Here is a 14,139-nt window from a genome sequence, read left to right on the forward strand (position 1 = left end):
CAACACCCGGACCAGACCCAGCCGGTCCCCCCGACCGCCACCCGCCCCGAGCAGACGCAGCCCGTCCGCCCGGAAAACACCCGCCCCGAGCAGACCCAACCCGTACGCCCGGAAAACGCGCGCCCGGAGCAGACCCAGCCGATCCGCCCCAACACCGCGCACCCCGAACAGACCCAGCCCATACGCCCGGAGAACACCCACCCCGAGCAGACCCAACCCGTACGGCCGGATCAGCAGGGCCCGCACAACCAGCGTCCGGAGACCAACCAGCCGCGCCCGGACGCCACCCACCCGCGCCCCGAGAACACCCGGCCCGACGTCCCCCGCCCCGAGAACACCCGGCCCGACGTTCCCCGGCCGGAGAACACCCAGCCGCGCCCGGAGAACACCCACCCGGACGCCCAACACCCCAACACCCCACGCCCGGAGAACGCGCAGCCGCGCCCGGAGAACACCCGGCCGGACGTGCCGCGTCCGGACACCACCCACCCGGACAACGCGCACCCGAACACCCCGCGCCCCGAGGCCACGCACCCGGACACACCGCGCCCCCGCCCGGACGCCCCACATCCGGACGACCCCCGCAACCACCCGCAGAACGGGCACCCCGACCCGCGTCAGCAGCCGCGTCCTGACCAGGCCCAGCCCCGCCCGGACACCCCGCGCCCCCAGAACACCCGACCGGACATTCCCCGGCCCGAAAACACCCACCCGGACACCCAACACCCCAACACCCCACGCCCGGAGAACACTCAGCCGCGCCCGGAGAACACCCGGCCGGACACGCGTCGCCCCGACGCCACCCGTCCGGACACGCCGCGTCCCCGCCCGGATGCCCAGCAGCCGCGCCCGCAGGAGCAGCGCCCGCACGATCCCAACCAGCAGCAGCCGCAACAGCACCCGCAGAACCAGCCGCACCCGCAACAGCAGCAGCACCCCAACCAGAACCAGCCGCAGCCCCACCACCCGGACCCGCGGCAGCAGCACCCTCAGCAGCAGCCGCACCGCCCGGACCCCCGTCAGCAGCCCACGCCCCAGAGCCAGCACCAGCAGCCGACGAACCAGCAGCACAACCCCCAGAACCAGCACCACCCGCAGAACCAACAGCACCCGCAGCAGCCCCAGCACCAGAACCCGAACCAGCAGCACGCCCAGAACCAGCAGCAGCCCCAGGACCACCACCAGCAGCCACAACACCCGCAGCAGCACCACGACCAGCAGCCCAACCACCCCCCGCGGCCGAACCTCAACGACATCCGGGCGAGCCTCAACCACCAGCCCAGCGGCCTGTATTCACCCTTCCCGCACGACCAGCAGGCGCTGGAACACCACTTCCCGCGCAACCCGGACGGCACCCCGCAGGTCCATGCCGACCCGTTCCAGCCGTGGGCCCGCTACCAGAACGACGGCGGACCGTCCGTCCCCGGCCGCTCCAACAACTGCGCCGACTGCACCCGCTCGTTCATGGAGTCCTGGTACGGCAACCCCCAGGTCTCCGCGGTCCGTACGTACGACAACGACGGGCACGGCGGCCTGGACCGCGTCAGCGGTGAGCGCGACGGCACCAACAACATCCAGAAGTGGGCAGGCACCACCTTCCGGAACTCCGGCCAGAATTCGCACGACGCATACCAGAACATCGCCCACGAACTCCAGCAGTCCGGGCACGGTTCCGCGTCGGCCGTCCTCGTCACCTGGCCGAAGAACCCCGACGGCAGCGGCGGCGGTGCGCACGTCTTCAACGCGGTCAACCACAACGGTCGCGTCGTATGGGTGGACAGCCAGACCGGCCAGATCAGCCACCAGCCCATCCACACCCACGCCGAGGGCGTCTGGCACCTGACCCTCGACGCCAACCGCAACCCGTACGACCCCGCGGCCCACCAGAACCAGCAGCCCAACCAGGCCCAACACCAGGCCCAGGCCCAACACCAACAACAGGCTCAGGCCCAACACCCCCAGCAGAACCAGCACCAGCCCCCTCAGCAGAACCAGGCACAGCAGCACCAGAACCAGCCGCAGCAGCAGCCTCAGACCCACCAGCCCCAGCCGCAGCAGCCGCACAACCAGCAGCCGCAGCACCAGCAGGCACCACAGCCTCAACACCAGCCGCAGCAGCACCAGGGCCAAGGCCAGCCGCAGCAGCACCAGTACGGCCAGCACCAGCAGCACAACCCCTACCAGCAGGCCCAGCCACACCAGCCCCAGAACCCGTACCAGCAACACCAGCCACACCAGCCGCAGAACCCCTACCAGCAGCACCAGGGCCAGCAACCCCACCACCCGTACCAACAGCCGCACCAGGGCCAGCCGCAGCACCCGCAGCAGCAGGCACCCGCACCGCATCAGCAGCACCCGCAGCAGCAGCACCCGCAGCAGCACAACCCCTACCAGCAGCACGGTGGCGGCACCCAGCACCCGGCGGGTACGCCCGACACGCACCACACCCCCGCCGGCAAGAACGACACCCACCACACCGAAACGCCGCACGGCACCCCGAACCCGCACCACGACACACCGAGCGCCCACAGCGCTCACGACGCCCACACCGCCCACGACGGTGACGGCGCGCACAGTACTCACCACGGCAACAGCACTCACGACGGCAACGGGGCACACCACGCCAACGACCCCGCGCAGGAGCCCGCCCCGCACCACTCCGACCCGACGCACCCGGACCACCACACCACCCCGGAACACCACACGGACTCGGAGCACCACACCGCCCCGGAGCACGCGAACTCCGAGCACCACCCGAACGCGGAGCACTCACCGGCGCACGGCAACTCCGGCCATAACTCCGGCCAACCGCACGAGGCTCCGGTGCCCCGCCGGCCCGGTGCGCTGCCGCCGCCCGATCCGTCCGGTCCGCAGCACCAGGGACAGAAGCACCCGCTCTCCCCGGAACCCATGGAGATCGACGGGGAAGGGCCGGCGCACAAGCAGCCCAAGGTGGACCACCACGGCGATCACGACGAGCCCATGCCGGACGCCGGGCACGACCATGACCGGCGCCCGATGCCGGACAGGGAAGCGCCCGACGCCAAGCAGCACGGCCTGGAACCGGACGCGGAACAGCACTCCCTGCGCGAGGAGTCGCCCGTCCACCGCATCGAGCTGGACCATGTCCACGACCAGATGCGTCACTGGGCGGAGGACGGCCGGCTGTCCGGTCTCCTGGAGGAGTCCCACCGCCGTCTGGAGGCGGAGCGCAAGGCGCTCAAGGACGGTGAGGAAGTCCCGCCGACCGCCTTCAGTCACCAGGAGTTGGAGCACCACCTCGGCGACGAGTTCCGGCGGATGAACGACGGCGAGCGGATGGCCGTCGTCGCCACGCTCGCCCGCGTCAGCAGCGACTACCACGAGAGCCAGGGCGTGGGTCACAACCCGCACCACGACTCCCAGCCGTACGCGAACGCCGGCAACCGCGCCGACGGAACCCCGGACCCGGCCAAGGCGTATGACCGGTCCGTAAGTGCCGAGGCCCGCGAGGACGCCAATTCCAACTTCCCGACCAAGTACCGCCGGGACGCCGATACCCGAAAAGACATCGCGTCCCTGCACGAACAGCTCACCGGCAGCAAGAAGGCCCGGCCGAATTCGGACGAGGTCAATGCGATCGTCGATTCCGTCGACCGGCACAAGCCCGACTTCTCCGGGAAGAATTACGCGGTGGTCGAGGTGAAGGACCACGAGGGCAAGACCACGTACATCGTGGATTCGTCGGTCCCCGCCGGTTCCCAGGCCGTGACGCCCAGGCACTCCGAAAAGCACCTGCTGGACTGGGTGGACCGGCAGAATTCGCTACAGCCCGACGGGAAGAAGTACACGGTCGCCAGCCTGTACACGGAACGCGAGCCCTGCGGTTCGGGCCAGGGGCATGCGCACTGCTCCAAGCTGCTCGAAAGCCACGAGTCCATGCACGGCAAGCCGGTGTACTACAGCACGACGTACCGCACCGACCCGGCCGGTGTGGAGGCCCGCAAGCAGGAGCGCGAGAAGCTGCATCAGCAGTACGCCGCCGAGATCGACAAGGCGAAGCAGATTCCCGACGAAAAGCAGCGCCGCGATGCCCTGAGGACGATCAGCAAGAACATCAACAACCAGGTGGGCAAGGTAAGGTCGCAGCCGGAGAGGAAGATGGAAGCCGAGATGGACAAGCATCTGTCGGCCGTGGGCGCGATCTGGGCCAAGTCGATGCTGCACATCGTTCAGCCGCAAGCGAGCGACGCGTGACCGAACCGACCCCCGACCACCCCCGCCACACCGCCGAAGAGGCCGTTGCCCGCGTCCTCGACTGGTGGGAGAACGGCCGCGACGACGCGGGCAGGGTACAGCTCGCCGCGGAACGGGACGGCCCGGCCGTCGAGACCGTGGTGCGGCGGGTGCATCAGAACGTCCCGGGCAGTGTGTTGCTCGACGCCACCGGCAGGACGGCGGAGGAGCTGCTCCAGGAGCTGCTGGAGAGCATCGGCGTCCCGGAGTCCGCCCGCTCGCCGTGGGATTGGGACGAAGCCGTCGAAGAACTGGGCGAGGACCACCTGGTCCTGATCAGCCACGCCCCGTCCGCCGGTCCCACCCGGCGTTCCGCCCAGCCCGAGCAGTTGGTGAATCAGCTGGCCGTTCGGCTCGGCATCACCGACGGCCTCGGCGTGGTCCTCGCCGTGCCCGCGGACCACCGGCAGCGGACCGGAAGCGTCACCCTGTGCCTCGACGCCCCGGCCGAGGCGGGGTCCGAAGAGCTGCCGCTGCCCGTGCAGGCGCTCGCGTTCTCGGAACCCCGGCAGGTCCCGCCGGCCGTATGGCGCGAGCTGATCGTGGCGGTCACCGCCGCCGGTCTCACCGCACCCGCCCCCGCATACACCCCCGGGCCGCCCGCCGACGATGCCGAACTGGCCTCCCTGGCAGAGCAGTTCGCCGACCACCTCCGCTACGCGGACGGCCGGGTCAGCTTCCGCGACGACGGCACCGCCGACGCGATCCGCCGGGCACACGGCCCGGAACTCCTCGGCGCCGTCGGGCGCCACATGGTCAGCTGGCTGCGGGAGCGGGCGGCCGGCTTCCGGCACCCGGACGGCTGGGCCGCCTCCGGCGGCATCGGCCGCTACGCCGCCGAGGGCATCGCCATGCACGCCGTCCAGGCCGGCCTCTTCGCGGAACTGCTCGCCGACGGCACCGTCGTCGCGCACCTCCCCCAGGCCGCCCTCCTCGACGCCGCGCACTGCGCCTATGACGGCTCCCTTCCCGGCAACAACCCCGCCGCCGACGCCGTCCACCTCCAGATGTACGGCCTGGCACGGACCGACCAGCCGACCTGGGCGGCATGGCTGCACCTCATGGCCACCGCCCGCAACGACACCGCGTTCGCCGGCGCCGTCGAGCGCTCGGGCATCCGGCTCCCCTGGCGGACCCTCTGGACCCACTGGCGCCCGCCGGGCGGCTACCACCACACCTACCTCCGCCCCGGCTCGATCGGCAATCTGTTCTCCGTACGGTGGCAGGGCCGCCCCGCCGTGCTCTCCGACGGCGGACGCGGCAACGGCATCCGCGTATGGGACCCGGCCTCCGGCGAACTCCTCGCCGGTCCCTGGGCCACCGGCGAGGACTTCCCCGCCGCGGCCCGGCCGGCCCTGACCTGGGCCGCCGGCGACCACGACACCCCCGGCCCGGCGGCCCTCCGCGAACTCCGCGGCGCAGCGCCCGCCGCGGACGACTGGGAAGGCGCCCTGGAGGAAATCCTCTTCGTCTCGCTGACCGCCGACGCCCCCGATCCCACCATCGTCGTGGCCGGCGCCGGCGGCCTCTTCGCCGTACGGCCGGAGCCGGGTGAGGATGCCGCCGGGCTCCGCAGCCCCGACGCGAGTCCCCTGCTCGGCGCCACCACGGCGGCCGGCGCGGCCCGGCCCGCCGACGCCCCCGACCCCTCGCCGCAGGACCTGACCGCTCTGCACGGCGCCGAGGTGTGGGTCACCACCGCCACCGAAGACCTCCCGGAGGGCCTGACCGACCCCACCGCCCGCCGCGTCCTCACCGGGACCGGACTCCCCGACATCACCGACCGGGGACTCCGCTTCGAACCGTCCTACGAACGCTTCCTGTGGGAGATCCCGTGGCCGGAAGGGCACCCGCAACAGCCCACGGAAACCGGCCCGTTCTTCCAGATCGGCATGTGGATGGGCGGCGAAATCCTCATCGACGGACCGACCGGCCACATCCTGCGCCGCCCGGGCGGCATCGACGACCCCACCGCGGAGGGCGGCGTCCTGGTCGCCACCGGCCTGGACAACTTCCTGACCATGGCCGCCCTCTGGCTCACCGGCCGCCGCATCCTCGCCGACGTCGAGAACAGCGACGAGGCCCACCTCCTGCGCCAGCACATCGACGACGCCCTGTGGACCGTCGACTGGCACGGCGCCACCGCAGGCGCCTGGACGTACCCGCTGCACAACGAGTAGGCGCCCGGAAACGGAAACCGCCGGCGGGCCCCGCGCCCGCCGGCGGTCCGGTATGCGCTACCGGTCAGCCCCGCCCGTCCGCGATCTGCCGCGACATGATCGTGGTCAGCTCGTACGCCGTGTGCGAGGCGGCGACGGCGGTGATCTCGGCGTGGTCGTAGGCGGGCGCGACCTCGACGACGTCGGCGGAGACCAGGTTGCAGGACGCCAGGCCGCGCAGGATCTCCAGGAGTTCGCGGGAGGTCATACCGCCCGCCTCCGGCGTGCCGGTGCCCGGGGCGTGGGCCGGGTCGAGGCAGTCGATGTCGATGGAGATGTAGAGCGGCCGGTCGCCGACGCGCTGGCGGAGCTGGTCGGCGACCTCGTCGGCGCCGCGGCGGTAGATGTCCGCCGAGGTGACGATGCCGAAGCCCATCTTCTCGTCGTCGGTGAGGTCCTTCCTGCCGTAGAGCGGGCCGCGGGTGCCGACGTGGGAGAGCGCGGAGGTGTCGAGGACGCCCTCCTCGACGGCTCGGCGGAAGGGGGTGCCGTGGGTGTACTCGGCGCCGAAGTAGGTGTCCCAGGTGTCCAGGTGGGCGTCGAAGTGCAGCAGGGCGACCGGGCCGTGCTTCTTGGCGACCGAGCGGAGCAGGGGCAGGGCGATGGTGTGGTCGCCGCCCAGCGTCATCATGCGGGCGCCGGTGGCGAGGATGTCGTCCGCGGCGGCCTCGACCGTCTCGACGGCCTCGTTGATGTCGAACGGGTTGGCGGCGATGTCGCCGGCGTCCGCGACCTGGGCCAGTGCGAACGGGGAGGCGTCCTGCGCCGGGTTGTAGGGGCGCAGCAGGCGCGACGCCTCGCGGATGGCGTTGCCGCCGAAGCGGGCGCCGGGCCGGTAGGAGACGCCGGAGTCGAAGGGGACGCCGACGACGGCGACATCGGCCCGCCCGCCGACCTCGTCGAGGCGGGGCAGCCGGGCGAAGGTCGCCGGCCCGGCGTAGCGCGGGATACGGGAGGAGTCGACGGGGCCCACGGGCTCGTGCGATGCGGTGGTCATGAGGGTGAGGGTAGGGTCGGCCGGGAGCCCGGCACATGGACATTTGCGCGGATCGGACAGTCGCCGTTCGACTTTCTGTCCATGCGGTGCGGGGCGGTGACCGCGCCGGTGACCACTCTGCGGAAGCCCCGGCCCCTTCGGAGCCGTCCGGGCACAATGGCGCTATGCCGATAGCCGCTACGGCCCCCTCGCGTGCCGAACTCATCGACCAGCTCGTCCGGACCCGGATCGCGGGGGACGTCGCCACCCCGCGCGAGAACAACCTCCTCCACTACCGCAGGCTCGCGAACGGCGACCGCCACTACTGGTTCGGCCTGGAGCTGGGCGACCGCTGGACGGACGAGCAGGACGTGCTGGCCGTGATGGCGGAACGCTGCGGCGTCAGCGACGACCCGCACCACCGGCAGGGCCAGGACACCATCGACCCCGAGCGCACGGTGGACGCCCTGGACCGCGCCGCCACGGTGCTGCGCAAGGCAGCCGCGGACCGCCAGCGGGTGCTGTTCGCCACCGGCCACCCCGGCGGCCTGCTGGACGTGCACCGCGCCACCGCGCAGGCGCTGCGCGAACGCGGCTGCGAGATCGTGGTCGTCCCGGACGGGCTCCGGGCCGATGACGGCATGGTCTTCCAGTTCGGCGACGTGGCGATGCTGGAGCGCGGTGCGACGCTGTGGCACACCCACTCCCCCGCGCCGATGGCCGCCGTCCTCGACGGCCTGGAGCGCGCCGGCCGCCCGCTGCCGGACCTGGTGATGGCCGATCACGGCTGGGCGGGCTGCGCGGGCCAGCGCTCCATCGCCACCATCGGCTTCGCGGACTGCAACGACCCGGCGCTCTTCCTGGCCGAGGCCGAGGGCACGCTCCAGGTGACCGTGCCGCTGGACGACCATGTCGCGAGCCCGCGCCACTACGACCCGCTGACCGGCTACCTGCTGGCGGCGGCCGACCTGCGCTGACCCCGGAGGGCCGGGACGGCCGGCGTCAGCCGTCCCACGGCACCCGGACGACGCCCTCCTGGATCACCGACACCACCAGCTGGCCGTCGGCGGTGAAGATGCGGCCCTGGCCCAGGCCCCGGCCGCCCTGGGCGGTGGGCGACTCCTGGTCGTAGAGGAGCCATTCGTCGGCGCGCAGCGGGCGGTGGAACCACATCGCGTGGTCCAGGCTCGCGCCGACCACGTCGCCGACCGCCCAGCCGCCGCGGCCGTGCGCCAGCAGGATCGAGTCCAGCAGGGTCATGTCGGAGACGTAGGTGACCAGGCAGACGTCGAGCAGCGGGCGGGGGATCTCGCCGCCGCCGTCGAGCTTGCCGTGGGTGCGGAACCAGACCTGGGACCGGGGGTCGCGCGGCTGCCCGACGGTGACGTAGGGCGGCTCGTCGACGTACCGCAGGTCGATCGCGGCGCGGGCCTCCAGCAGCCGCTCGGCGACGCCCGGGGGGAGGTACCGCTCGGCGTGGCGGGGCAACACCTCGGCGGCGGTGGGCAGTTCCAGCGGATCCGGCGCGGCCGGCATCGGCTCCTGGTGCTCCAGCGTCGCCTCCTCATGTGCGTGGAAGGACGCGGTGAGGTGGAAGATCGGCTTGCCGTGCTGGACGGCGACCACCCGCCGGGTGGTGAAGGACCGCCCGTCGCGGATCCGGTCGACGGTGTAGACGATGGGTGCGCCGGGGTCACCGGGGCGCAGGAAGTAGGCGTGCAGCGAGTGCGGCGGCCGGTCCTCCGGAACGGTCCGGCCGGCCGCCACCAGCGCCTGGGCGGCGACCTGACCGCCGAAGACCCGGGGGACAACCGAGGAGCGGCTCTCGCCGCAGAAGATGTCCTGCTCGATCCGCTCCAGGGCGAGCAGATCGAGCAGCGACTTCAGTGCGTCGTTCACGTGCGTGCGGCCCTGACGCCCTTACAGGCCCATGGACTTGGCGATGATGGACTTCATGACCTCGCTGGTGCCGCCGTAGATGCGGTTGACGCGGTTGTCGGCGTAGAGGCGGGCGATCGGGTACTCGTTCATGAAGCCGTAGCCGCCGTGGAGTTGGAGGCAGCGGTCGATGACGCGGTGGGCGACCTCGGTGCAGAAGAGCTTCGCGGAGGCGGCCTCGGCGGCGGTCAGTTCGCCGGCGTCCAGGGCCTCGAGCGCCCGGTCGGCGACGGCCTCGGCGGCGTCCACCTCGGCCTGGCAGGCGGCCAGTTCGAACTTGGTGTTCTGGAAGGAGGCGACGGCCTTGCCGAAGACGGTGCGCTCCTGCACGTACTGCTGCGCGAACCGGACGGCGGCCTTGGCCTGCGCGTAGGCGCCGAAGGCGATGCCCCAGCGCTCGGAGGGCAGGTTCCGGCCGAGGTAGGCAAAGCCCTTGTTCTCCTCGCCGAGCAGGTCCTCGACGGGCACCTTGACGTCGACGAAGGCCAGTTCGGCGGTGTCGGAGACCTTCAGGCCGAGCTTGTCGAGCTTGCGGCCGACCGAGTAGCCCTCGGACGTGGTGTCGACGGCGAAGAGGGAGATGCCGTGGCGGCGGTCGTCCTCGCGCGGAGCGGAGGTGCGGGCGCAGACGATGACGCGGTCGGCGTGCACGCCGCCGGTGATGAAGGTCTTGGCGCCGTTGAGGACGTAGTGGGTGCCGTCGGCGGAGAGCCTGGCGGTGGTCTTCATGCCGGCGAGGTCGGAGCCGGTGCCCGGCTCGGTCATCGCCAGGGCCCACATCTCCTCGCCGGAGACGAACTTGGGCAGGTAGCGCTTCTTCTGCTCCTCGGTGGCGAGCATCTCGATGTACGGCAGGCCGAGCAGCACGTGGACGCCGGAGCCGCCGAAGGTGACGCCGGCGCGGGCGGTCTCCTCGTACATCACGGCCTCGAACTTGTGCGAGTCGATGCCGGCGCCGCCGTACTCCTCGGGGACGCGGATGCCGAAGACGCCCAGTTCGGCGAGCTGGTGGTAGAAGTCGCGGGGGACCTGGCCGGCGGCGTACCAGTCGTCGTAGACGGGTACGACCTCGGCCTCGATGAAGGCGCGTATGGTCTCCCGGAACGCCTCGTGATCCTCGTTGAACACCGTCCGGCGCATGCCTCGGCCTCCTTCACCGCCATGCCTGGCTAAGCGTTTGCTCAGCGAAAGCTACCCGCGGGTCGCTGAAGCTGTCCAGAGGTTGCCCGGTGGCTGCCCGGTGGCTGCCCAGCGGCGGCGTCCGCTCCTATCCGGCGGCCGGGACCGCCACTGCCGGCTCCTCCTCCACCGCCCCGAACGCCCCCAATGCCAGCCGGTGCAGCAGCCGCGCCATCTCCGTGCGGCCGGGCAGCGAGCCGGGCCGGCCGAGGTGCGGGGTGGAGTTCAGCAGGCCGAAGACCGCGTGCACCGCCGCCCGCGCCTGGGATTCGGACGGCCCGGGGTGGACCCGGCGGACGACCTCGACCCACAGTTCCACGTACTGCCGCTGGAGCTGCCGCACCCGCTTGCGGTCGGCCTCCCGCAGCCGGTCCAGCTCGCGGTCGTGCAGGGTGATCAGCGGACGGTCGTCCAGGGCGAAGTCGATGTGCCCGTCGATCAGCGCGTCCAGCACCGCCTCGGGGCTGTCGCCGCCCTCCTCGACCCGCATCCGGCCGCCCGCCAGCAGCCGCTCGCTGATCCCCACCAGCAGCTCGGCGAGCATCGCGTCCTTGCCGGCGAAGTGCCGGTAGAGGCCGGGCCCCGAGATGCCCACGGCCGCCCCTATCTCGTCCACGCCGACGCCGTGGAACCCGCGCTCCGCGAAGAGCCGGGCGGCCTCCTTGAGGATCTGCTCGCGGCGGCTGGTAGGGGCGGGGGCCTGCGTATTACTCATGCCGTCAATTGTAGACAGCCGGGTTAGTGCTCGTTAACCTGAAGGAAATGAGGTTAACGCCCATTAACCCGCCTGGCTCCGGCGCACACCCCGCGGGCGCCCGGCGGGCAGCCGACCGAGCAAGGGGGCTCATGGCGATGGACGGCATCGAGCAGGCACCGGTGCTGGGGAGTGGTGGGGGTCCCCCCGCGCATGGGGGTCCCCCCGCTCGAACAGAGTTGAGAGTGGGGGAGCAGTCGAGCGTGGGGGACGATCCGGCGTCCGACTCCTGGCGGGCCAACGAGGCCGCGCACCGCGAGCTGGCCGGCCGGTTGCGCGCGAAGCTCGCCGCGGCCCGCCTGGGCGGCGGCGAGAAGGCCCGGGCGCGGCACACCGCACGCGGCAAGCTGCTGCCCCGCGACCGGGTGGACGCCCTGCTGGACCCCGGCTCGCCCTTCCTGGAGCTGGCGCCGCTGGCCGCGGACGGGATGTACGGCGGGGACGCGCCGGCCGCCGGGGTGATCGCCGGGATCGGCCGGGTGAGCGGCCGGGAGACCGTCATCGTCGCCAACGACGCGACGGTCAAGGGCGGTACGTACTACCCGATGACGGTCAAGAAGCATCTGCGCGCCCAGGAGGTCGCGCTGGAGAACCGCCTCCCGTGCCTGTATCTCGTCGACTCCGGCGGCGCCTTCCTGCCCAAGCAGGACGAGGTCTTCCCGGACCGCGAGCACTTCGGGCGGATCTTCTACAACCAGGCGCGGATGTCCGGCGCCGGGATCCCGCAGATCGCCGCCGTGCTCGGCTCCTGCACGGCGGGCGGCGCCTACGTCCCCGCCATGAGCGACGAGGCGGTGATCGTCCGCGACCAGGGCACGATCTTCCTGGGCGGCCCGCCGCTGGTGAAGGCGGCCACCGGCGAGGTGGTCACCGCCGAGGAACTGGGCGGCGGCGCGGTGCACGCCCGCACCTCCGGGGTCACCGACCACCTCGCCGAGGACGACGCGCACGCGCTGCGCATCGTGCGCACCATCGTCTCCACCCTCGGCGACCGCGCCCCGCTCCCCTGGTCCGTACGACCCGTCGAGGAGCCCAAGGTCGACCCGGCCGGGCTCTACGGCATGGTGCCCACCGACTCGCGTACGCCCTACGACGTCCGCGAGGTGATCGCCCGGCTCGTCGACGGCTCCCGCTTCGCCGAGTTCAAGGCGGAGTACGGCACGACCCTGGTCACCGGCTTCGCGCACCTGCACGGCCACCCGGTCGGCGTGATCGCCAACAACGGCATCCTGTTCTCCGAATCCGCCCAGAAGGGCGCCCACTTCATCGAGCTGTGCGACCAGCGCGGCATCCCGCTGCTCTTCCTCCAGAACATCTCCGGCTTCATGGTCGGCCGCGACTACGAGGCGGGCGGCATCGCCAAGCACGGCGCCAAGATGGTCACGGCCGTGGCCTGCACCCGGGTCCCCAAGCTGACCGTCGTCATCGGCGGCTCCTACGGCGCGGGCAACTACTCGATGTGCGGCCGGGCCTACTCCCCCCGCTTCCTGTGGATGTGGCCCAACGCCAAGATCTCCGTGATGGGCGGCGAGCAGGCCGCCTCCGTCCTCGCGACCGTCAAGCGCGACCAGTTGGAGGCGCGCGGCGAGGAGTGGAGCGCCGCGGACGAGGACGCCTTCAAGGCGCCGATCCGCGAGCAGTACGAGACCCAGGGCAACGCCTACTACGCGACCGCGCGGCTGTGGGACGACGGGGTCATCGACCCGCTGGAGACCCGCCAGGTCCTGGGCCTGGCGCTGACCGCCTGTGCCAACGCCCCGCTCCCCCAACGGGACAGCGCAGCACCGCGCTTCGGCGTCTTCCGGATGTGAGAGGACCTATGAGCACCTTCGACACCGGCCGCTTCGACACCGTCCTGGTCGCCAACCGCGGGGAGATCGCGGTCCGCGTCATCCGCACACTGCGCGCGCTGGGCATCCGCTCGGTGGCCGTCCACAGCGACGCGGACGCCGGCGCCCGGCACGTCCGCGAGGCCGACACGGCGGTACGGATCGGCCCGGCCCCCGCCGCCGAGAGCTATCTGTCGGCGGACCGGCTGCTGGCCGCCGCCGCCCGCACCGGCGCCCAGGCGATCCACCCCGGCTACGGCTTCCTCGCCGAGAACGCCGACTTCGCGCGCGCCTGCGCCGCCGCCGGGCTGGTCTTCATCGGGCCGCCCGCCGACGCCATCGCCCTCATGGGCGACAAGATCCGCGCCAAGGAGACGGTGCGCACGGCCGGCGTCCCGGTCGTCCCCGGCTCCTCCGGCAGCGGCCTGGACGACGGCCAACTGGCCGCCGCCGCACGGGAGATCGGCACCCCGGTCCTCCTCAAGCCGTCCGCCGGGGGCGGCGGCAAGGGCATGCGGCTGGTCCGGGACGCGGCCCTGCTGGCCGACGGGATCGCCGCCGCCCGCCGCGAGGCCCGCGCCTCCTTCGGCGACGACACGCTGCTCGTGGAGCGCTGGATCGACCGCCCCCGGCACATCGAGATCCAGGTCCTGGCCGACGGCCACGGCACCGTCCTGCACCTCGGCGAGCGCGAGTGCTCCCTCCAGCGGCGCCACCAGAAGATCATCGAGGAGGCCCCGTCGGTCCTGCTGGACGACGCCACCCGCGCCGCGATGGGCGCCGCGGCCGTCCAGGCGGCCCGCTCCTGCGGCTACCGGGGCGCCGGCACGGTCGAGTTCATCGTCCCCGGCAAGGACCCGTCCTCGTACTTCTTCATGGAGATGAACACCCGCCTCCAGGTGGAGCACCCGGTCACCGAACTGGTCACCGGCCTCGACCTGGTGGAGTGGCAGGGGCGGGGCGCCCCCG

General features: G+C 72.3%; 9 protein-coding genes. 5 read left to right on the forward strand and 4 right to left on the reverse strand.

What is annotated here, in order from left to right:
- Positions 1 to 4,236 (forward strand): toxin glutamine deamidase domain-containing protein (locus RZ84_RS38890; protein ID WP_241777683.1); only part of this gene is annotated, 4,236 nt, incomplete at its 5' end.
- Entirely contained in the window at positions 4,233 to 6,455 is a 2,223-nt protein-coding gene (locus RZ84_RS12890) for an SUKH-4 family immunity protein (protein WP_043264434.1), read from the forward strand. The genes RZ84_RS38890 and RZ84_RS12890, both read left to right, overlap by 4 nt.
- 64 nt (positions 6,456 to 6,519) lie before the next feature.
- Here RZ84_RS12890 and speB read toward each other — a convergent pair whose 3' ends face one another.
- A complete protein-coding gene (gene speB, locus RZ84_RS12895; protein ID WP_043264435.1) occupies positions 6,520 to 7,491 on the reverse strand; it encodes an agmatinase in 972 nt (323 codons plus the stop codon).
- Positions 7,492 to 7,655: 164 nt separating this feature from the next.
- Between speB and RZ84_RS12900 the strand changes: the two genes are divergently transcribed.
- Entirely contained in the window at positions 7,656 to 8,447 is a 792-nt protein-coding gene (locus RZ84_RS12900; RefSeq protein WP_043264436.1) for a phosphatase, read from the forward strand.
- 25 nt (positions 8,448 to 8,472) lie between these two features.
- Here RZ84_RS12900 and RZ84_RS12905 read toward each other — a convergent pair whose 3' ends face one another.
- The 3 genes from RZ84_RS12905 to RZ84_RS12915 all read right to left on the reverse strand — a co-directional run bounded on the left by RZ84_RS12905 (position 8,473) and on the right by RZ84_RS12915 (position 11,302).
- A complete protein-coding gene (locus RZ84_RS12905; protein ID WP_043264437.1) occupies positions 8,473 to 9,369 on the reverse strand; it encodes an acyl-CoA thioesterase in 897 nt (298 codons plus the stop codon).
- A 21-nt stretch (positions 9,370 to 9,390) separates the two neighbouring features.
- Positions 9,391 to 10,548: an acyl-CoA dehydrogenase family protein gene (locus RZ84_RS12910; protein ID WP_043264438.1), complete on the reverse strand. Its 1,158-nt coding sequence runs from the start codon at positions 10,546 to 10,548 to the stop codon at positions 9,391 to 9,393.
- Between the two features lie 127 nt (positions 10,549 to 10,675).
- Entirely contained in the window at positions 10,676 to 11,302 is a 627-nt protein-coding gene (locus RZ84_RS12915) for an SACE_7040 family transcriptional regulator (RefSeq protein WP_043264439.1), read from the reverse strand.
- A gap of 242 nt (positions 11,303 to 11,544) precedes the next feature.
- On the opposite strand from RZ84_RS12915, the gene RZ84_RS12920 reads away from it, so the two are divergent.
- The gene (locus tag RZ84_RS12920) at positions 11,545 to 13,152 is read left to right on the forward strand and encodes a carboxyl transferase domain-containing protein (protein WP_241777684.1); all 1,608 of its coding nucleotides are present in this window, start codon (positions 11,545 to 11,547) and stop codon (positions 13,150 to 13,152) included.
- A gap of 8 nt (positions 13,153 to 13,160) precedes the next feature.
- Positions 13,161 to 14,139, forward strand: a 979-nt coding sequence (locus tag RZ84_RS41030) for an ATP-binding protein (protein ID WP_277816870.1), incomplete at its 3' end; no start/stop codon positions are given.

Origin of the sequence: Streptomyces sp. CT34 (assembly GCF_000805335.1) — a bacterium.
Classification (GTDB): Bacteria; Actinomycetota; Actinomycetes; order Streptomycetales; family Streptomycetaceae; genus Streptomyces.

Excerpts from the sequence above, each read along its gene's own strand:
- RZ84_RS12915 (WP_043264439.1), bottom strand. The coding sequence starts at position 11,302 with ATGAGTAATACGCAGGCCCCCGCCCCTACCAGCCGCCGCGAGCAGATC.
- RZ84_RS12900 (WP_043264436.1), top strand. The coding sequence starts at position 7,656 with ATGCCGATAGCCGCTACGGCCCCCTCGCGTGCCGAACTCATCGACCAG.
- RZ84_RS12910 (WP_043264438.1), bottom strand. The coding sequence starts at position 10,548 with ATGCGCCGGACGGTGTTCAACGAGGATCACGAGGCGTTCCGGGAGACC.
- speB (WP_043264435.1), bottom strand. The coding sequence starts at position 7,491 with ATGACCACCGCATCGCACGAGCCCGTGGGCCCCGTCGACTCCTCCCGT.